The sequence below is a fragment of the Leptospira johnsonii genome, assembly GCF_003112675.1.
Lineage (GTDB): Bacteria > Spirochaetota > Leptospiria > Leptospirales > Leptospiraceae > Leptospira_B > Leptospira_B johnsonii.
In genome coordinates, this window is the sequence record NZ_BFAY01000007.1 from 80,409 (window position 1) to 100,512 (window position 20,104).

General features: G+C 41.4%; 16 protein-coding genes and 1 pseudogene. 2 read left to right on the top strand and 15 right to left on the bottom strand.

Annotated features, from left to right (window positions below; all coding sequences use genetic code 11):
• Positions 1-37 precede the first annotated feature (37 nt).
• Positions 38-2,059 (top strand): PAS domain S-box protein, encoded by a 2,022-nt coding sequence (locus LPTSP_RS05845; RefSeq protein WP_108927891.1) that lies wholly within the window; start codon positions 38-40, stop codon positions 2,057-2,059.
• Positions 2,060-2,242: 183 nt separating this feature from the next.
• On the opposite strand, the gene LPTSP_RS05850 is transcribed toward LPTSP_RS05845, so the two are convergent.
• The 6 genes from LPTSP_RS05850 to LPTSP_RS05875 form a co-directional block, all read right to left on the bottom strand.
• Positions 2,243-3,073, bottom strand: coding sequence for a sterol desaturase family protein (locus LPTSP_RS05850; protein WP_108927892.1), 831 nt, complete (start codon positions 3,071-3,073; stop codon positions 2,243-2,245).
• Between the two features lie 70 nt (positions 3,074-3,143).
• On the bottom strand, positions 3,144-4,247 hold the full coding sequence (locus tag LPTSP_RS05855) for an AraC family transcriptional regulator (RefSeq protein ID WP_108928183.1): 1,104 nt from the start codon (positions 4,245-4,247) through the stop codon (positions 3,144-3,146).
• Positions 4,244-5,008, bottom strand: a complete 765-nt coding sequence (locus LPTSP_RS05860) for a Rossmann-fold NAD(P)-binding domain-containing protein (protein ID WP_108927893.1) — start codon at positions 5,006-5,008, stop codon at positions 4,244-4,246. The genes LPTSP_RS05855 and LPTSP_RS05860 overlap by 4 nt, the downstream gene beginning before the upstream one ends.
• Positions 5,008-6,309: an adenylosuccinate lyase gene (gene purB, locus LPTSP_RS05865; protein ID WP_108927894.1), complete on the bottom strand. Its 1,302-nt coding sequence runs from the start codon at positions 6,307-6,309 to the stop codon at positions 5,008-5,010. Before purB ends, LPTSP_RS05860 begins: the two co-directional genes overlap by 1 nt.
• A 226-nt stretch (positions 6,310-6,535) precedes the next feature.
• Complete coding sequence (locus LPTSP_RS05870) at positions 6,536-7,393, bottom strand: SDR family NAD(P)-dependent oxidoreductase (RefSeq protein ID WP_174704434.1); 858 nt, start codon at positions 7,391-7,393, stop codon at positions 6,536-6,538.
• Positions 7,390-8,811 (bottom strand): flavin-containing monooxygenase, encoded by a 1,422-nt coding sequence (locus LPTSP_RS05875; protein WP_108927895.1) that lies wholly within the window; start codon positions 8,809-8,811, stop codon positions 7,390-7,392. The genes LPTSP_RS05870 and LPTSP_RS05875 overlap by 4 nt, the downstream gene beginning before the upstream one ends.
• 187 nt (positions 8,812-8,998) lie before the next feature.
• Between LPTSP_RS05875 and LPTSP_RS05880 the strand changes: the two genes are divergently transcribed.
• Positions 8,999-9,589 (top strand): TetR/AcrR family transcriptional regulator, encoded by a 591-nt coding sequence (locus tag LPTSP_RS05880; RefSeq protein WP_245915480.1) that lies wholly within the window; start codon positions 8,999-9,001, stop codon positions 9,587-9,589.
• A gap of 14 nt (positions 9,590-9,603) precedes the next feature.
• Here LPTSP_RS05880 and LPTSP_RS05885 read toward each other — a convergent pair whose 3' ends face one another.
• The 9 genes and pseudogenes from LPTSP_RS05885 to lptE form a co-directional block, all read right to left on the bottom strand.
• Positions 9,604-10,671 (bottom strand): hypothetical protein, encoded by a 1,068-nt coding sequence (locus tag LPTSP_RS05885; protein WP_108927897.1) that lies wholly within the window; start codon positions 10,669-10,671, stop codon positions 9,604-9,606.
• 14 nt (positions 10,672-10,685) lie between these two features.
• On the bottom strand, positions 10,686-12,524 hold the full coding sequence (locus tag LPTSP_RS05890) for an extracellular solute-binding protein (RefSeq protein ID WP_108927898.1): 1,839 nt from the start codon (positions 12,522-12,524) through the stop codon (positions 10,686-10,688).
• A 116-nt stretch (positions 12,525-12,640) separates the two neighbouring features.
• A complete protein-coding gene (locus LPTSP_RS05895; protein WP_174704435.1) occupies positions 12,641-14,674 on the bottom strand; it encodes a RelA/SpoT family protein in 2,034 nt (677 codons plus the stop codon).
• 6 nt (positions 14,675-14,680) lie between these two features.
• Positions 14,681-15,553 carry a carboxylating nicotinate-nucleotide diphosphorylase gene (gene nadC, locus LPTSP_RS19200; RefSeq protein WP_174704436.1) on the bottom strand — a complete coding sequence of 291 codons (873 nt, stop codon included), beginning with the start codon at positions 15,551-15,553 and terminating at the stop codon, positions 14,681-14,683.
• Positions 15,554-15,696: 143 nt separating this feature from the next.
• The gene (locus LPTSP_RS05900) at positions 15,697-17,292 is read right to left on the bottom strand and encodes a lipoprotein LipL71 (RefSeq protein WP_108927899.1); all 1,596 of its coding nucleotides are present in this window, start codon (positions 17,290-17,292) and stop codon (positions 15,697-15,699) included.
• A gap of 44 nt (positions 17,293-17,336) precedes the next feature.
• A pseudogene (locus tag LPTSP_RS05905) lies at positions 17,337-17,673 on the bottom strand (STAS domain-containing protein).
• Positions 17,674-17,742: 69 nt separating this feature from the next.
• Entirely contained in the window at positions 17,743-18,867 is a 1,125-nt protein-coding gene (gene tgt / locus LPTSP_RS05910; RefSeq protein ID WP_167396413.1) for a tRNA guanosine(34) transglycosylase Tgt, read from the bottom strand.
• A complete protein-coding gene (locus LPTSP_RS05915) occupies positions 18,864-19,352 on the bottom strand; it encodes a Fur family transcriptional regulator (protein ID WP_108927901.1) in 489 nt (162 codons plus the stop codon). Before LPTSP_RS05915 ends, tgt begins: the two co-directional genes overlap by 4 nt.
• A 141-nt stretch (positions 19,353-19,493) precedes the next feature.
• On the bottom strand, positions 19,494-20,054 hold the full coding sequence (gene lptE / locus LPTSP_RS05920; RefSeq protein ID WP_108927902.1) for an LPS assembly lipoprotein LptE: 561 nt from the start codon (positions 20,052-20,054) through the stop codon (positions 19,494-19,496).
• Positions 20,055-20,104: the final 50 nt, after the last annotated feature.

Genomic DNA, 20,104 nt, shown 5'->3' on the forward strand with positions numbered 1-20,104 from the left:
AAGCCGAAACCTGTTTCGGTAAACGGCTCAAGGCATCGTGACTCATCCTTGGTTATTACCCACCATCATCGCGGCTACGCCTTCCGCCTTTTTTCTATTTTTTATCTATCTATATTTATATAAGAAAGAAGGACAGAAGGCTTTGCTTGCCTGGTCCATCTGCTGGGCATTCCATCTTTTAGGCTATTTAGGAAATATTATGCAAGTAGGAGGTGCGGACTCTTACAGATATTTTCCTGCCTTCTCTATTGATTTCATCCGAGCACTTCTCCAATTCTTGGGATGTTTATATTTTCTAAATAGATCATTCTCCAGACCTTTTCAGATACTATTTTCGTTAACAGGTCTTTGGGCTTTGTATCTGGATTTTGAAAAGATTCGGGATGCTTATATGATTTGGCCTATCTATATATTAATAGGCGGATCCCAAATTTATACTGGGATCATATTTCTAAAGACAAAAAACCTGATCCCTAGCATAGGCAAGATTATCGCAGGTTGGATCTTTATTCTCTGGGGAATTCACGTACTCAATTATCCATTCTTACGATTTCATCCTGAATTCGGCTTTATAGGTTTTTTCCTCGCTGGTCTTTTTAGATTTGCCTCAGCAATCGTAATTCTACTCGTATTCTTCGAAGAAACAAAAGCGGCACTTTCTAAAACGGAAGGAAATTATAAAAAGATAGTAGATACAACCTTGGAAGGAATTTGGCTCATCGACAAGGACGCTAAAACTAGATTCGTAAATTCCAGAATGGCAGAATTCCTAGGAATGACCGAAAAAGAACTCGTGGGTAAAAGTTTATTCGACTTTATCACCGCAGATACGTTAGACTCAGTCAATAAAAGATTAGAAGAAAGAAAACAAGGACAAGCAGAGGTCCATGATTTCTATTTCAAACGTCCGGATGGCGTATCTGTATGGCTTTTAATGTCCACAAATCCGATCTTCGATTCCCAAGGAAATTATGACGGTGCACTCGCAATGTGTACTGATATTACTTATTATAAAAAAACGGAAACCGCATTAAAAGAAAGTGAAAGACAACTTTCTACTCTAATTCGAAATCTTCCGGGTATCGCATATCGCTGTGCATATAATCCCGATTGGACAATGGAGTTTATTAGCGAGGGTTGTTTCGAACTTACCGGCTATTCTCCGTCCGATTTTGTTTCCAATCGTACTATTTCTTTTGGAGAGATCATTCATCCGGAAGATGCGGAAAGAGTATTTCAAGAAGTTACGGAAGCCGTAACTAAGAATATTCCGTATCGACTCTTTTACCGGATCTATCAAAGAAGTGGAAAAATGCGCTGGGCATTCGAGCAAGGCTCTGGGGTCAGAGGAGAGAACGGTGAATTAATCGCCTTGGAAGGTTTTATTACAGACTTCACCCAAGTAAAACTAGCTGAAGAAATTATGGCAAATTCTCTCCAGGAAAAAGATATCTTACTCAAAGAAGTGCATCATAGAGTTAAAAACTATCTGCAAGTTTTGTCCAGTTTACTTTCCATCCAATTGGAACAGGTTGATGGAGAAGCAACTAATCCAACTCAGGTCTTAACGGAGTCCCAAAATCGGATCCTATCCATGGCTTATGTGCATGAGTCCTTGTACGGAGCGCATAGGATCAGCGACGAATTTTTCCCGGAGTTCGTAAGCAGGCTTGTAGACAGTCTTCTTAAATCCTTCGGTCACAAAAAGGAAGAAATCCAGATTTTCCTGAATTGTGAATCTCTTCCAATCAAACAAAATTCTGCCATCCCGATCGGCCTGATCCTGAATGAGTTAGTGACTAACGTTCTAAAACACGCATTCTCAGTAAAAAAACATTCCGAGGAAAAGATCATCAAGATCTCTTTTTACAAGGATGGAAATTGGATCAACTTGGATGTTACGGATAATGGAAAAGGAAAATCCTTGGATCCTAAACCGGAGGATTCCATGGGTCTTGAACTTGTAGATCTTTTGACTAAACAGCTAAAGGGTTCAGTGATAGATCTTTCTTCCGAGCAAGGAACCGTTACTAGGATACGCTTCCCCGCTTCATATTAGGAATTTGTAGTTATCGCGAATTCGCGTGTAGGAGTTCCTACACTGTTTCAAGATCGCCCCCACCCTAAACTTTGGGTGGGGGGAGTGGCTTGTGGGAGAGCGCTTACACGCCTATCACAGAATTGAGATCTTAACAATCAAATTTTACAGTTCTCTTTTGTTGGAATTCCAACATGCCAGCATTTAAATTCCCGAGGTAATCGCCGATGTTGGAGTTTCAACATCTCCTATTGCCTCAGGCTCTCGATTCGCTACTTCCCTGAAAGTATCGAAATAATTTTCGTGATTAGTGCCCATGATCCTATCCCAAATATTAAAATACAGACTGTAGTTACAGTTAAAGTATTTATGATGCATATTATGATGCGTGGTAGAATTATGAAGTCTTAATATTCTATTTTCTATAAACCCTTTCGGAAAAAGTTCGAAAGAAAGATGCCCTAACACATTTAGAAAATTACTGTAAAAGAAGAATATCAATAGAGCAGTAGTATGCACTGGTAAAAACAGGATCACTAGAGGAACAATTCCCGCCTCTACCACTGCTTCGTACGGATGAAATGAGAATGCAGCCCAAGGGGAAGGATTCGTGGACTTATGATGGACCAGATGCATTCTTTTGAAAAGAAGAGGATGATGCATCAAACGATGGGTCCAATAAAAGTAAGTGTCATGCAAGAATATCAAGGCAACGATGCTGAATAGAAGATAAGGAACCCCGTAATCTTCTACCTTATCGTAGATAAAAGTCCAGCCTGCATTCTTCATTAAGACCACCAGAATTCCGGAAGCAGCAAAGATCGCGAGAGAGATCGCGGAATATTTGAGTTCGTGGGAAATTTTATCTTTTTCCGGAAGTTTATTCTGGATGATCTTGTGTTTAAGCCTTTCTTTATAGATCACCCAAATAAAAACATAAGCGATTCCGGCCATCAAAATATAGCGAAACCATAACATACCTAAGGTCAAAAAATAATAAGCAGTGTAGCCTATTTGATCCACAATTTCGTTCATCCCGTTCTCTCCGTGTGCACACAGTTTACACGATATGACAACGATCAGCCTATCCGAATTTTAAAAATTTCTAGCTGATTTCAAAATCGGCGGTACTTTTTAAGGATCCATCCCTGCCACGGTTGCGTCGGAATTCGGTTGGAGTGACTCCAGTAAGTTCTTTAAATGCACGATTGAATGGCCCCAAGGATTGGTAGCCTAGATCCATAGCGACCCTAATGATAGGGATCTCGTCTTTTCCGGAATCTAAAAGGATCTCACAGGCTTCTTGGATCCGATAACGATTTAGGAAATCCGGAAAATTACGAAAACCCATGGCCTGGTTGATAAGCCTTCTGAGCTTGTATTCCTGAATTTCCAGATCTTCAGCGAGCTGCCCGATTGTCAGACCTTCTTTTCTATAAAGTTTTGTTTCTTCGAATGCGGAGACTAATTTTTTCTTCAAAGCAGGATCTGCATATACTGCTTTCTCTTCTTTGTCCTCACTTTCTTCGGGTCTTGGATCCACCAAACCATCTTTCAATTCGAAGACCAAGTACATGAATGCAAGTATAAGTCCCCAAGCAAAGATCACATTCGCCAAATCTAAAATTTCGGATAAGATCCTGCCTCTTAAGATCAGGTGGGAGAACATATTAAAAGTGATTACGCTTCCAGTCATCAAAATATGGACTTCGCGCAGCCTTCTTCTTGTCTCTACAAGATCGTCCTTTCTGCCTGAATAAATTCGGATGATGGCGGCCACAACAAAGCCCAAGGAAAGAAGAGTAGGAATGATGATATGAGCAAGGACCGTTTCAGAAACGATAGGTCCTCTCATATTGATCAGATCTAATACAGGATAGACAGACCAAGCAGAGACCCCGACCTTACCGAGAAGCAAAAACCAATACCAATATTTGATCTCGAAATGATCCTCGAAGATAGCAAGACTAGTCATCCAAAAGAAAAAAGGTAAACTGATAAGACCCGCAAACAAGAATACTCGGATGGAATAAGGGATCTTAAGATCAGGATCCAAGGATAGTAGAATATAACAAACGATCCCGAAAGAAAAACCTCCAGCGATACGTATCCTCAGATCATAAAAGTATCTCCATCCGAGAAGTCCGATGATAAAGATTAAATTCGAAAGACAGAATAAATGTAATATGTCCGTGATCTGTGAGATCAAATGAGTTCTTCCAGTTTTTCCAATTCTCCCCAAAAGTCCTTTGTTTGTAAACCAGGAAGAAATTTCCGGATCAAACTGCTGTCTATAAAACTGTCCTCTCTATCCATCTTTTCTTCGGGGACAACCTGGATCTTACCATGATCCTCTAAGAATCGAAAGATCTCCAACCAGGTATGCCATTGCCCGTCGGATAAAATTAGCTCGGAAGGCAGATCATTTCCCGGATAGGAAAGAAGTAAACGTACCGCTTCCGAAATATCGTCCCCATGGATCAGATTCAATTGACGTTTTGTCTTTTTAACATGGCCCTTTCTTGCCCAATTCGCTGGGTTTCTATCTGGTCCATAGATCCCGGAAAGTCGAAGGATCTTGCCGCCCTTCTCCAAAAAATTTAACTCTGTTTCGTAACGATCGTGTTCCGGATCTAAAGCTGTTTTTTCAGTGATATCAGAAGTAATTCTTTTGTAGATACTAGTAGACCCGAACATCCAAACCGCTTTAGAGAGAGAGAATATTGTATCAAAAACTTGCTCTCTATTTTCGAGCTTCTGGGCGGGGAATGTGATAAGGCTTGCATCAAACTTTTCACCTTCGTTCTCTTTTCGGAAACTTTCCAAGGCCGCCGGATCGGACAAATCCAACAAAATAGAATCTTCTACTTTTGTTTCTCTCGAAACTCCTAAAACAGTATTCTCTTTTTTTAATGTATTTAGAATACGTAAGCCGGTGTATCCCAGCCCAAAAACTACAAACTTAGGCATTACTCCAAACCGAGTCTTTTGTAGATCAGTCCCACCTTATCCAAATAAGGAGAAATTTGGAAGATGGAATCCAGATCTCCGGGCTTCAGGACCTTTTGTACCTTAGGATCTTCCGCAAGTCTGGTCTTCAGATTTTGGGAAATATCCGCCCAAACAGCCATCGCGTGCCCTTGTACAATTGTATATGCATCCTCTCTAGTGATCCCGCCCTTTTCTATCAAATGAAGAAGTACCTTTTGAGAGAAAATCAAACCTCTTGTGGTTTCCAATGTTCTTGCGATCGCATCAGGATATACATGTAGATTTTTTACTACGAATAACATTTTATCCAAGATATACTCAAGAGCAATCGTGGAATCCGGAACAACTATCCTTTCTGCAGAAGAATGAGAAATATCTCTTTCATGCCATAAGGCCACGTTTTGTAAAGCGGTAGAAACATTGGAACGGATCACTCTAGAAATACCGGAAATCCTTTCACAGATCACAGGATTTCTTTTATGAGGCATCGCAGAAGATCCCTTTTGCCCAGGAGAAAAAGGTTCCTCTACTTCTCTACCTTCCGTTTTTTGAAGAAGACGAACTTCAGTTGCAAAACGATCCAAGCTCGCTGCAGTTACGCCTAACGCGGACATATAAGCCGCATGTCTATCCCTAGAAACTACTTGAGTCGCGATCGGATCAGGTTTGAGCCCTAATTTTTCGCAGACGTATTCTTCGATATCAGGTTCTATATTGGAATATGTTCCGACTGCACCTGACAATTTTCCTACAGCTACTTCTTCTTTTGCCAGGGCCATGCGTACCCTGTTTCTTTTCATTTCTTCGTAAAATAATGCGAACTTTAAGCCCAATGTCATTGGTTCCGCATGTATTCCGTGAGATCTTCCGATACAAGGAAGGTCTCTATACTGGATTGCCTTCTCCTTGATCGCTTCTATCAGCTGGTCTGTCTTTCTTAGGATCAGATCCATTGCTTGGACCATCTGCACACAAAGTGCAGTGTCGCCAATATCGGAAGAAGTTAGGCCATAATGCACGTGCCTACCTGCAGGCCCGATATACGAATTCATATTAGTTAAGAATGCGATTACGTCATGATGAACTTTGGATTCGATTTCCAAAATTTCGTCCACGTTGAATCTTGCCTTGGAACGGATCTCTTCGAAGTCTTCTTTAGGGACCTCTCCTTTTTTCATCCGGGCTTCGGTGGCCAATATTTCGATCTCTTTCCAAATATCGAATTTGTTCTCCAATTCCCAAATTTTAGAAATCTCCGGATTTGAGTACCGATCAATCATTCCAATTTCCTTGGGGAAATACCCCCATTGATAGGATTTTTATCCGGGGTCGATCCGTAAAACGTTTTTAAAAGGCACTGAGTTTAGAAGAGGCACAGAGCCTTGGTCACACAGAGACGCGGAGTCGCTGAGAAATGAGTAGGCAGGAATCCAAACATGTATTTATAAAAACCCTTAAAACCTCTGCGTCTTTGTGCCTCTGTGTGAAAATATCTTAGAATCTCACTTAACTCTGCGTCTTCCTATCAGGATCGATCCCTTTTTTGCGAAGCCATTTGCGGCGTCCCTTTTCTCCGAACCATTTTAATATGGGAGAAAGTGAACCGACTAACCAAGGAAACACAGCAGCCAATCTAGAAGTAAGTCCGTCGCTATAAGGAACATATATCTCAAGCCTACCCGTTTGGATGCCTTTTAATACAGCCTTCGCAACATCATCCGGAGATTTCACTGCATTCAACCAATTCAAAACGGTTCCTCCGTTCATTGCTTCATGCATAAGCATCGGAGTATCCACTGCTGCAGGATAGATACCGGAAATTTTGACACCACTTCCTTTTAACTCTTCGTGGATTGCAGTTAAAAAACCTCTTAGACCGAATTTGGTAGCGGAATACAACGCAGAATCTGCAAGAGAGATGATCCCACCTATAGATACAATATTTGCTACAGATCCTTTTCCTCTTTCCAACATCATAGGAACGATAGCTCGTATCAATCTAATCGGAGCGAGTAAATTGATGCCAGCATGGCGATCTATTTCCGAAATGTTTTGTTCTAGAAAGGGGCCTTCTTTAGCATACCCTGCGTTATTTACCAAAACCTCTACATCGGGGAATTTGGATTTAACTATCGAAACTAGTGATTCCAATTCTTCAGATTTCGTCAAATCGCAGGCGATCAATTCAGGATTTTTGGAAAGCCTACTTGAAATCGACTTCATCTTTTCTTTCTCAATATCGCAAAGTATCAAACGATACCCTGCTTTATCTAAACGTAATGCAATCGCTTCTCCGATTCCACCTCCCGCACCTGTAATCAAAGCGGTTTTAGAAAAGGAAGATCCTTGCGTCCGCGAACTCATCTAGCTGCCCTTGCAAGATCTGCAGATGTTGCGGCAGAATTATCGACCTTTTTCAAAATATCGAATTGTCCTGACTTCAACTCAGGCCATCCCATTTTACGTTGGATCTTTGATCGATATTTTTTATAAGCGACTTGGTTCACATATACGGAATGTCGTCCAGTATTCAAATAATGGATCCCTCCATTTAATAATGGTCTATCGGTACGTATCAGAGCTCCGAATCTTTTGGCTGAACTATCTCCCTTTCGTTTCGCATCTATATAAGAAGAAATTAAATTAGCCATCTCATCGAACATCTTGTATGCGCCTCCATCGGTTTCCATATAACCTAGAGCATAAAGATTTTCGTAATTGCGATTAAAAAGAGTAAGATAGAGTTCAGGACGGCCATTTTTCCATTCGAAATATTTTTCTTCCATATACGGAATCGCCCAATGGTATCCGGTAGCAAGCACGACCAAGTCGATCTTTTCTTTGGAACCGTCCTTAAATTCCACAAACTCTCCGTTCAATCTAGAAATATCACCCTTCGCGATCACGTCCCCATGACGAAGATTATGCAGAAGTTGGTCGTTGATGATCGGATGAGTTTCGAAAATTTTATGATCCGGTGCCGGAAGACCGATCTTAGTCAAATCTCCTACTAAAAACTTTAAAATGATGCCAAAAACCCATTGGGAAAACCAATTCGGAATCCAATGTGCTCCATCACCGAATACGTCTGCAGGCATTCCGAAAATATGTTTTGGAATAAAATGATAACCTCTTCTCACACTAATGAATGCCTGATCTGCTGCGACTCCGGCGTCACAGGCAATATCGCAGCCTGAGTTTCCTGCTCCTACAATAAGGACTCTTTTTCCGCGAAACGAAGAAATATCCTTATATTTTACACTATGTATAACTTCTCCTTTAAATGTTTCTATACCTTGTAGCTTTGGAATATTCGGAGACCAAGTTATTCCACTCGCGCAAATTACTCCTTCATAAAGTCCTGATTCTCCATCCTCAAATTTGACTAACCATTTAGATCCTTTCTGTTGGATGGACTGAACTGACGAATTGAATTTTATATGTCGATATAGATCGTATTCTCTGGCAAATGCCCTATGATATGCAAGTATCTGCCTGTTAGATGGATAATCAGGATACTCGTTCGGCATCGGATAATCCGCATAATTGGAAAGATATTTGGAAGAGATAAAATGAGCGCTCTTATACATGGGAGATCCCGGATTCTCGATATCCCAAATTCCTCCGACGTCCTTATGCCTCTCGATCACATGAAAGGGAATTCCTTTCGACTTTAAGGACCGTGCCATAGATAGTCCTGCGGGACCTGCCCCCACTATGCAGTAATGGCCGGAATAATCGTGAGCCTCGTCCGAATTAGAAATTATAGTCTGTTCTTTCATATATCCTCTTGCTAAAAAATGAACAATGATCTCTTTTATTTAATGAGCATTGTTCATTTTTTAAAAATGAGTCAAACAAAAATCGGCTGAAAAAGAAAAAAGTAGTCCAAGAAGATGAGAAAATATAACTGTATTTCCTATGAAGCAGGGCCAGCGCACCCCGGTACAATCCCGAAGTAGAGAAAGAATGGATCTGATCCTAAGGACCGCAAAGGAACTGATCGGAGAAAGAGGGATAGATGCGGTCAGTATGAGGGAAATCGCCCAATCCGCAGGAATACAGATCGGATCCTTATACCAATATTTTCCAGGGAAAAACTCTCTATTGCTGACTATTATGAGAGATTATTACGACAGAATATATGCAGGGACGAAAGCCATTTTGGATCAGGTCCATAATGCGAAAGAGTTGGAATCCGCCGGAGAAAAAGCGCTTATACAATTCGCGGAATTTTTCCAAAAAGATACTGCGCTCGCAAATCTTTGGGCTGGGGCAAGAGCTGTCCCAGAATTAGTCTCGGAAGATATTTTAGATACTTACAGAAATGCAGAACTGATAACAAAGACTGCATCTCGTTGTTTACCTGGCTTAAAGGAAAACGATTTAAAACCTTTTGCGCTCTTTCTTAGCCATACAATGGGGACGATCGTTCGTTTTGCAGGGGAAATCGAAAAAGAACAAGGAAAAGCGATTCTTAAGGAATGTCAGGAAATATTCAGACTAAGATTAAAATCCTTGGTCGATCTCTCCAAATCTTCGCGCAAAAAGGGTAAATAAAAATTCTACGCCTTTTACCCTAACTCAAAAGAGCTCACAAATTCTTTGATCAGATTGATATGATCCACTTCCGGAGAAGGATTCTCTTTACTTGGCTCATATAGATGTTCGTCAAAAACATGATAATCGAAAATTTTCAGTTCAAAGTCCGGAATAGTAATGATAATATTTTCCGAATGGATATCGAAGATCAGTTTCTCTTCCTGAGCAAGATAACGAGTCACTTCGATGACTCTATGAAAGTCCAAAGCGATCTTTTTGAGTTTTGATTTACTGATAATCCCGAATCTATGAGTATCGAAGTTCAATTTCCATTTAGGAAAAAGTGCGTCCTGGATAGGGTTCTGTCTCACCTTCTCATTCAGTCGGATGAATTCTTTTAAATGTTTTCCGGGTAATAAATTTTGGTTATCGCAGGGAGTGAGAGTGACCACGGGAATACCGAAAGGACTTCTCCTAAAACGTAAACCCATGAAAAATCGAGTGGGAAGCACAAGATCAGGGATTAGACTTTTTAATTTCCAATAATGTAGTCGTTCCAATCCTAAACGAGCAAACTTAAAACGGATCTCGTCCCTTTTGGATTCTCCCCATGCAGATTTTTGCAAATGATGCATGAGGCCGATTTCTTCGGTTTTCAAATAACGTTCTAGGTTATTCTGCACTTCTTTATATAGAGAACCAAAAATCGGATCGGAAGGTAATTTGGACTTTCCGATCTTAACTACTTGGTTCCAAGGAAGTGTATATACGAATTTATAAGAACCTCTTCCTATATAATTTTCTGCTGCGAGAGGCATAAAATTATCTAAAAATTCACGGCCATATCGATGCGTTATGCGAAACACATGAGATACAGGAAAAAGTTTCTCGTACAATTTTCGGGCGAAACCGGACTGCCTAAGACGAAAGTCGATAGGCAAATCCTCTTTCGGGATCTGAGAATCCGTTCGGTCAGGATCGAAAAATAATTCTTTATCTAGCCCCTTTTCCAGGATCTCGATAAAGCTGGGAATTCCGGGAGAGTTCCAAAAATTCCGGATCGCCTCTCCGAATTCGCTAAATCTTCCCTTTTTCGCCATTAAAATCCCAAACCTTATTTGGAATGGTAGTACAAGTCTCTTTTGTAAGTAGGAAGAGCCGTCTTATTCTTCTTAGAATTTTCCAAGGCCTTGTCTTTTTCTGCGTCGATCCACCATAAAGATTTGGCCGCACCTTCTCCTGAATATCTGGAGAGGGGATTTTCAGGGGTTCCGAATCTATTCCAATAAAGGACTCTTGTGGATTTAATTCCCCAAAGAAGAACGTATGGAACCTCTTTCGTTAAGATCTTATCTATCTTCTTTAGGATTTCCGTTCTTTTTTTAATATCGAATTCCGTTTTTTGCTGCTCTATGAGTTTGTCTACTTCCGGATTTTTAAAACCGTTATAATTGTTCTGTCCGTTTTCGTTAGCGTATTTGGAATCCCAATGATGCTCCGGATCTGGGAAAGAACTTCCTGCTCCCCAAGCAGCCCAGGTAACATCAAAATCATACTTATCCATTCTTTCGGACCAGTTAGCAAGATCCGTGCTTTCAATCGTGACTTGGATTCCCAACTCCTTTACTCTTTCCATAAATAGAGTGAAATATTTTTCAACACTTCTATCCCTTTCCAGGATATGGATCACAAACTGTTGTCCGTCTTTTTCCAGGAATCCTTTTGCATTCGGTTTCCATCCGGCTTCAGCAAAAAGTTTTTTAGCCGCTTCAGGATCGTAATCGATCGCAGGATTCGGTAATTGTCCTTCTTCCCATACGGAACCGTAATAAGAATCAGTGAGTTGGTATTCCCCGAATGCAAGTTTATCCACCATGAGCTTTCTGTTCACTAAATGAGCGATTGCCTTCCTGATACGTACATCGTCGAAAGGTTTTCTTCTCATATTGAACGCCCAGCCCTGGAAGCCTGACTTTTTATCGTTATAGATCTTTTGTTTTACTATATAATTCTTATCGAAAGGTTCTCCGGTAGTATCCTGGACCCAGGTCGCCGCCTTATATACAGGATACAGATCTATATCACCTTTTTTGAATGCTTGGAACGCGACTGCATCGTCGTTAAATACTTTAAAGATGAGGGTATCGAAATTGTCCGTTCCTCTGTAAAAAGGATACGCTCTCATCCAATAATCGTTCCTACGTTTCATTTTCACGTAGATCCCTTTTTTGGCGGATTGCAATTCATAAGGCCCGGAGGTCACAGGGAACTCGAAATTCTCCTTATTAAAATCCTTTCCATTATAATAATGTTCAGGCAAAATAAAGAAGTCGTATGCGATAAATTCAAAGTTCTTCCAGTGGATCTCTTTTTGAGTGAATTCCACTTCGTATTCATTAACTAATTTTGGAGCTTCAAAACGGGAAAGATCGATCCTATGAAGTGCAGTATTATTCTTCTTATTCATGATGATTTCATAAGTGAATAATACGTCTTTAGCAGTAATAGGTTTTCCGTCGCTCCACCTGGCGTTTTTATCCAAATTGAATGTAAACGTTTTTTTATCCGAAGATATCTTCCAAGAAGAAGCAAGTTTAGGAAGAGGCTCTAACGTTATAGGATGTCTTTCCAGAAGTGGCTCGAACATCTGAGTAAAAATCTCGGCAGTGGTGGAGAAATTTTCCAAATACCAATTCAAGGATTTAGGGTATTGGTGGCTATAAATCCTGAAGATCCCTCCCCTTTTTGCGTTAGGAGAAGTAGAAGGATTCGGTTTTCTTAACGCTTCCGGAATACTATTCGGATCCCCTTCCCAAGGAAGATCTTCAGTCGCCACGGAAATTTGGACTTCTTCCTTTTCTTTACAGCCGTTCAATGCAAACGTGATTACGGATAATAAAAGTGTAAAATAGCAAATTTTCAGGAATTTGGAATTTCTTAGAGCAACGTTCAAAGCACACCTCTTAGGAATGTTCGTGTTCGAAAGCTTCCGGGAAAACCCGATTTCAGGCAAACTTAAATGTAAAATTTTTGATGAAAAGATAGAAGGACGAGCCTTACAGCTAATCCTTATTTAACCCTATGTGCAAAGACCACGTCCGGGATCCGTTTTAAGTTGCCTAGGATCTCCTTCAATTGGTCCAAATGTTCCACTTCTATCATGAAGCGGGCCATCAATGTATCCTTTTGCACTGTAGAAGCTCCTGCTTCCAAGATATTTGTCTGGGTCCCGGAGATACTTTTTACCATCTCCAAGTAAATTCCCTGACGATCCTTTGCCTTCACTTCTACTCGAACAGGCACGGGTTCCGTCTGTCCATAATCCCAATCCACTGTGATCTGCCTGAGTTGTTCTTCTTCTCTTTGTTTTAATGCAACACTGCAGTTCTTTTTGTGAACGGAAACACCTCTTCCTCGCGTCACGAAACCGATGATCTGGTCCCCCGGAAGAGGAGAACAACAACCGGAAAGACGAACAGGAATATCTCTTAAACCAGCGACTAAAATTTTTCCGCCGGCTGCTTGGCCTTGCTGATGAGTCTGTTTAGAAACTTTTTCGGAAGGTTTACGTTTGAGTTCTTCTAATACTTCCGCGTTCAGAGTAAGCTCCGCCGCACTCTCCGCACCTTGCGCCAAATCCTTGCTGGTTTCTTCTCTCAGTTTTCTGAAATAAGCGCGTAACTTTTGTCTAGCAGAAGGAGTTTTAACGATTCGAAGCCAAATAGGAGAAGGTTTAGATCTTTTGTCTATGACAACTTCGACCTGATCTCCACTGCGTAGTTCAGTACGAAGAGGGATCATTCTACCGTTGATCTTTGCTCCCTTACAATGCAAACCTACATCCGTATGGATCCTGAATGCGAAATCCAGGACGGTTGCACCTTTAGGAAGTTGTATAATTTCTCCTTTAGGAGTGAAAACGAATACCTCGTCCTCATGAAGGTCGTATTTAAGCTCTTCCAAAAATTCTTTCGGATCTAAAGAAGAATCCTGCCAGGTTTGTAAAACTTCCAACCACTTCACGGTTAGATGTCTTTCATTGGCATGGGTCTTACCTTCCTTGTATACCCAGTGAGCCGCGATCCCGAATTCGGCGATTGCGTTCATCTCTGCAGTTCGGATCTGGACTTCCAAAGGTTTTCCATCGGGACCGATCACAGTAGTATGAAGTGATTGGTACATATTCGTTTTTGGAGTTGCGATATAATCCTTAAATCTACCGGGTACAGGAGACCAAAGTGTATGCACGATTCCGAGTACTCCGTAACAATCCTTGATCTCGTCGGTAACGATACGGATGGCTCTTAGATCGAAAATTTCGTCGAAGGTCTTTTCCTTCGTTTTCATCTTACGATAGATGGAGAAGAAATGTTTTGCTCTTCCCTCTACATTCGCGTTGATCTGTATTTCTGCGAGCCTCTGTTTCAGGATTAGCTGCAATTTTTCTATATAATCTTCTCTTTCCGATTTTTTGGCGCTGATCCTTTTTTTAATGTCCTGGTATTCTTCCGGAAAGATGACTTGGAATGCTAGATCTTCCAACTCAGATTTTACGGAATAGATACCCAACCTTCCAGCGATAGGTGCATATAAGGAAAGAGTTTCATTAGCGATCCTTCTCTGCTTTTCAGGAGGCTGGAAAGAAAGAGTCCTCATATTATGGGTCTTGTCGGCAAGTTTGATCAGAATGACCCGAATGTCCTGGATAGTGGCGATGATGATCTTTCGGATATTCTCCGCAGCTTCAGTCTCTTTGGACTGGCTTTTGATCTGAGAAATTTTAGTCACACCTTCCACAAGTTGAGTGATCTCCGTTCCGAAATCACGGACCATATCTTCTCTTGTGTATTTTGTGTCTTCGATCACATCATGAAGAATACCTGCAGAGATTACTTTCTCATCCAGACCTAACTCGTATAAAATAAATCCAACCTGAAGAGGGTGAACTATATAAGGTTCGCCGGAAAGACGGAACTGCCCTTGGTGGGAATCTTCCGAAACCTTATATGCCTTTTCGATCATTTCCAAGGCCTCAGGGCCCATGGTTTCTCGAACTCCTTCGAGCAACATTTCTTTGGTGGCAGGAGCCTTAATAAATCCCATTTTCTTTTAGGTCCTTATGTCCAAACCAAGATCCAAAAATCTGGTAGTATGAGTCAGGTATCCCATGCTCACTCCTACTCCGGGAAATTCGGATAATGCTTCCAGTTTTTCCGGAGTGATCCCTCCAGAACATTCGATCAGGATCTTAGGATTTTTTTCTTTAGCTCTGTGGAAGGCTTTGCGCGTATCGGATATATTAAAATTATCTAACATTAAAACGTCTGGCTCAGCTTCGAGAGCATCTTCCAGTTGATCCAAAGAATCGATTTCCAATTCCACCATTCTTCCTGGAAAATTGGATCTGATCTTTCCAACCGGGATCTTTGCGGATCCGAATAAAGCCAAATGATTGTCTTTAATCATCGCCATTTCAGAAAGATCCAATCTATGGTTAGAACCTCCTCCACAGTACACCGCATACTTTGCAAGTTTCCTGTATCCCGGGAGTGTCTTTCTGGTATCCAAGATCATTATACCCTTAGACCCGTACTGATCCACGATCTTTCTAGTCGATGTAGAAATACCGGAAAGATATTGTAAGAAGTTTAGAAGGATTCTTTCTACACGCAACATGGAGAGAAGGCTGCCCTGGATCTCTGCGATCTTGTCTCCTTTGACGAATTTTTCTCCATCTTTAAAGAAGAATTGAAACTGCAAATCTCCGTCAGAAAGTTCAGAAAGAACAGTAGAAACACCGCTACCGCAAAGAATCCCTTCTTCCCTTGCGTTCAAGTATGCGATCGCCTTTTGATCTGGAGAGAATAAGGAAACAGACGTTATATCTTGGTCAGGACAATCCTCGTCCCATGCCATTTTAGCCAGTGGAAAATAATCCGCTGCGCTCGTCTCTGATATAGGCTTAGTATAAGCCCTCTTCACTTGGAGTTCACCGCTAAGTAAGACAGTTTCGAATAATAAATGAGGATCAAGCGGAATTCGAAATTTTCAATATCTACAAAAAAGAAAGGCCCGGAAAAATCCGAGCCTCGCATATGTGTGAGTTGCTAAAATGTTAGACCGTATTAACGAGCTTCTTCGTCGCTTTCTTGTTCACCCGAATCAGAAGGTTGCTCATTTTCTGTAGAAGGTGCCGGAGTTGAAGGCTCTTCTTCTTCCGGTTCTTGCTCAGAAGTTGAAGCTGGAGGAGGTGTTGTAGCCTCTTCCTTCTTCACTTCTGGAGTAGATGCTTCTACTTTGTCGCTTCCAGTCTGCTTTTTAGGAGCTTTTTTAGGATCAAACTTAGTGGATCCTTTAGCAGGTGGAATTAGCAATACTTGTTTAGGATAGATCAAGTTTGGATTTTTGATCTTGTTGCGGTTCGCATCGTAGATACGTTTCCAAAGTTTAGAAGTACCGTAATGTTGTTTGTAAGCGGAAATTCTCCAGAGGCAATCTGCAGGGATTTTCTTACGAACTACGTATTTTTTCCAACCTTCAGGAAGTTCTCCGGAAGAAGAAGTAGATGTATCTTCTCCTTTTTTGGTAGAGGAAGTAGAATCTCCTCCATCACCTTTGCGACCTGCAACGGAAGATCCAGTGCGTAATCTTTCTGCGATATCGTCAGACTGATCTACTACGATGCGAGAAAGTCTGATCGCTTCTTCGGATCTACCGATAGAATCTTCATATTTTTCGGAAGAATATAACTCTTCTGCGGAAGCCAAAGACTCATCCGCCGCTTTTAGGTTCTCGTCAGCTCTTTGGTAAGAAGTTTGGAGATCCTTGCTGGATTTCAGTTTGGATTGGTCTATCGTAGATAGTTTATCTTTAGCTTTTCCGATAGAATCCTTTGCTTCTGCCTTTTTCTTGAGTGCATAAGACTGGATATTTTTTGCTACGAGTTCTGCTGATTTTTTGCGGATATCATCAACTTCGGAATAACCTTCTTTGATCTTTCCTTCGTCGATTTTTGCCTTAGCAGCGTTCAAACGTTCTCTTGTCCCAGCTACTTCAGGGTCTTGTCCACCCGCATATCTGTCCGCATCATCCAGATTTTTTTCGATATCTGCAAGAGAATCGATCAATTGTTGTTTTTGGGAAAGAGCCAAAGACTTGGCATCAGTTGCCGCCTTTTTGGACTCCAGATATTTTTTATTACTTTGTTCGTACTGATCGAAAGCAGCCAGACGGGTCTTAAGTTTTGCGTCGTCTCCAGATTCCTTAGGATAGGATTCTAAAGTGCGGTCCGCATTATCTCTTAGTGTGTCCCCTTCTTTTTTCAGCTCAACTGCATTATTATAAGGTTCTGCAGCGAGTTGAGAAGCATAAGCCTCATCCGCTTCGTTGATAGAAGTGTTAGCCTGTGTCTTGGACTCCTCGGTCAATTGAGGATAAGATTTCTCTAATGCATCATACGCTTTACTTTTTGCGTATTCAGCGCTTTTTTTGGTCTCGCCCAGGTCTTCGTTAGAAGCTTTTTCGTGAGCAGTCAAAAGACTTTTACGAGCTTCTTCGAATTCTCCGGAAGCGTATCTTTCTGCGCCTGCTTCTTTAGCGCGCGTGATAGCGGTTTTTGCCTCCGCCAATTCTTTTACGGGTAGTTCCGAACCACAGGCAACTAGGAATCCTAAAACTCCCAGTACCAATGATGGGAACGATATAGCTCGAAAAGTTTTCATTTGTTTTGCACCAGCCAGAGGAATCGTTTAAAAAAGTGCCTTACTTATTTGAAGGCAGCGACGGCATCAGCTTCGTTATCAAAGATCTCGAAGAATGACGTTAATTTAGTTAATTCGAATACCTTTCGTACGGAACCTGCAACGTTGATAATTTTAAGTCCACCCTGGTATTTTTTTTAAGTTAGAGAGGCTGGAAATCAAAGCACCGATTCCGGATGAGTCGATATAAGAGACCTTTTCCAGATTGATAATCGTGTAGTATTTCTGCTCTTCGATGAGCTTTGCGATCACATCCTTAATCTCAGGGGCATTGTATAAATCGATCTCCCCATTGATGTCCAGAATTACGATGTTACCGCTTTCCCTTCTGGTGATTTCCATAAAAAATCAGCAACTCCTTTCTTTATCTGTTTGAACCATCCTACAATAGGGGGGTCATTCTCTATATAGTCAACGAGAAATTTCCGCTCTTTCGTACAAATTTTTCCATTTAACGAAAAACTCACTGAAATTTCCAACTTCGATAGAATGTCTGAGTTCCTTCATGAACTTTTTCATAAAATACAGATTATGGTACGTGCTCAAGGAGAAAGCGCTTAGCTCTTTCACGTGATGTAGGTGTCGAATATACCCAATACTGTATCTTTTACACACTTTACATTCGCATTCCGGGTCCATCGGCTCATCTGAGAACTTCCATTTTTCATTTCTGAGATTCACTTTTCCTCGAGAAGTGAATACTTGGCCGTTTCTAGCGTTGCGTGTGGGAAGAACACAGTCAAACATATCCACTCCGTTTCGAACCCCTTCCAAAATATCCGGAACAGTACCGACTCCCATCAGATATAATGGCCTAGTCCTGTCGGTGAAGGAGGAAATTCCTTCCATAGTTCGGATAAAATCCGGTCTAGGTTCTCCCACTGAGAGACCTCCGATCGCAATTCCGGAGAACGGAAGCGAGCGGATCTTCTCCAAACTCTCCAATCTTAGATCTAAATTGGTCCCACCCTGGAAAATTCCGAAGAGAAATTGATTACGTTTGTCTTTCTCCCAATAATTCACTGCTTCTTCTGCCCAACGATGAGTCCGATCCAGAGCATCTTTGATCCGAGAAACAGTTCCGTCTCCAGGAGGACAATCATCCAAAACCATCATAATGTCGGAACCTATCGCTCTCTGGATATCGATCACTTTCTCTGGAGTGAAAAAATGAGGACTCCCGTCGATATGAGAACGGAACTCCACTCCTTCTTGTTTGAATTTCACAAGAGAATTCAGACTGAAAACTTGAAAGCCGCCGCTGTCGGTGAGTAGAGCTTTTTTGTAAGAAACAAAGTTTTTGAGCCCGCCGAATTTTTCGAGAACCTCAGTGCCTGGGCGAAGATAAAGATGATAGGTATTTCCTAAGATAAGTTCGTAACCTAACTCATCTAAGTCGTCAGAATCCAAGGATTTGACTGCACCCCTTGTGCCCACAGGCATGAATACAGGTGTCGGAATTTCAATTCCATTAAGGTTTAAGGTTCCGGTGCGAGCAAAAGAATTTGGATCTGAAACCCTAGATCTAAAGATCATTTTTTGTTCGGGCAATTCGGATCCAAACAAGAACCGTAAATATTCAGGCTATGACCTGTGATCTTAAATCCGTTGTTTGCAGCTGCTTGCTCTTGCAATTGCTCGATCCTTTCGTCGATGAATTCGACGATTTTTCCGCAGTCTCCACAGATGATATGATCGTGATGGGTATGACCAATAATATGTTCGTAGTACTTATAATCCTGGCCGAAGTTATGCTCTTGCAATAACTTAGCTTCTACCATGATGGAGAGTATCCTGTAAATGGTGGCCTTGGAAATTTTATCCCTCTGGTCTTTGAATTCTTCCAAGAGACTTTCCGCAGTGAAGTGATTGTGCAGGGAGAAAATACGTTCTGCGACTAACATCCTTTGGTTGGTGATTTTCAGTCCCTTCTTCTGTAAGTAGTCAGAAAAAGTTTTCATCTCCATCCGGATGGAATCGTCTACGGTTTTCAAAATTTCAGTTTCTCGGTCTTTATTCATTTTTCAGGAGAAGATATGGAACTGATGCAGAATTTTTCCTTTCGGATCAAGGAATCTGGTACGTTCACATTCTTTTTCCACAATTTAAGATCCGGTTATGAGAATTATCAAGTGGAATTTCATTTTTAGGAAATGAAATACTTACTCTTCCTCACCTTCTATCTTGCCCGCTATAGAATAGTACCAGGCTCTTTCCATTTCTTCCGCGATACGGACTGCAAGAATTTTGAGTAATCTGGTCTGGGCCTGACCCTCTGTTTCCATAAAACCAACTTGGTCGGAATAGATGATCCTAGCAGGGATCTCCGTTCTTTCTAAGGGGATTTTTTCACCGCCTGCTTTTTGGAGCTCTACCTTACAGACGACGAACATCTCTTTACTCAACTGTTGGCCGCCTTGATCTAAAAGAGCTCCTACCTGTTGATAATGACTGATCTCTCCATAGATACGATATGCGGCTTGGGACTTCTCCCTGGTTTGGATAAACCTTCCCCGATAATTGATCTCTTGTTTGACTAAGTCGGAGAGAGCGGTATGCATTGCGATCCCATAGGAATTGTTCCGAAAATTCTGCACATACACGGTACGTTTCGAATCTGGGATAGGGATCCCGTCGATTTTAGGAGGATTGCCAGGCTCCCGAGTAAGATAGGTACAAGAACTTAGACAAAATACCAGAAAAATCGGAAGGAGTAGCCTCATAACATCAGGCTTTTCTCCAAGTATGAGGCGGCAAGAAAATTTCTCAGATT

Excerpts from the sequence above, each read along its gene's own strand:
- LPTSP_RS05895 (WP_174704435.1), bottom strand. The coding sequence starts at position 14,674 with ATGGGATTTATTAAGGCTCCTGCCACCAAAGAAATGTTGCTCGAAGGA.
- tgt (WP_167396413.1), bottom strand. The coding sequence starts at position 18,867 with ATGATCTTTAGATCTAGGGTTTCAGATCCAAATTCTTTTGCTCGCACC.
- LPTSP_RS05870 (WP_174704434.1), bottom strand. The coding sequence starts at position 7,393 with ATGAGTTCGCGGACGCAAGGATCTTCCTTTTCTAAAACCGCTTTGATT.
- LPTSP_RS05885 (WP_108927897.1), bottom strand. The coding sequence starts at position 10,671 with ATGGCGAAAAAGGGAAGATTTAGCGAATTCGGAGAGGCGATCCGGAAT.
- LPTSP_RS05860 (WP_108927893.1), bottom strand. The coding sequence starts at position 5,008 with ATGCCTAAGTTTGTAGTTTTTGGGCTGGGATACACCGGCTTACGTATT.
- purB (WP_108927894.1), bottom strand. The coding sequence starts at position 6,309 with ATGATTGATCGGTACTCAAATCCGGAGATTTCTAAAATTTGGGAATTG.
- lptE (WP_108927902.1), bottom strand. The coding sequence starts at position 20,054 with ATGAGGCTACTCCTTCCGATTTTTCTGGTATTTTGTCTAAGTTCTTGT.
- LPTSP_RS05900 (WP_108927899.1), bottom strand. The coding sequence starts at position 17,292 with ATGAAAACTTTTCGAGCTATATCGTTCCCATCATTGGTACTGGGAGTT.
- LPTSP_RS05850 (WP_108927892.1), bottom strand. The coding sequence starts at position 3,073 with ATGAACGAAATTGTGGATCAAATAGGCTACACTGCTTATTATTTTTTG.
- LPTSP_RS05875 (WP_108927895.1), bottom strand. The coding sequence starts at position 8,811 with ATGAAAGAACAGACTATAATTTCTAATTCGGACGAGGCTCACGATTAT.
- LPTSP_RS05880 (WP_245915480.1), top strand. The coding sequence starts at position 8,999 with ATGGATCTGATCCTAAGGACCGCAAAGGAACTGATCGGAGAAAGAGGG.
- LPTSP_RS05915 (WP_108927901.1), bottom strand. The coding sequence starts at position 19,352 with ATGAATAAAGACCGAGAAACTGAAATTTTGAAAACCGTAGACGATTCC.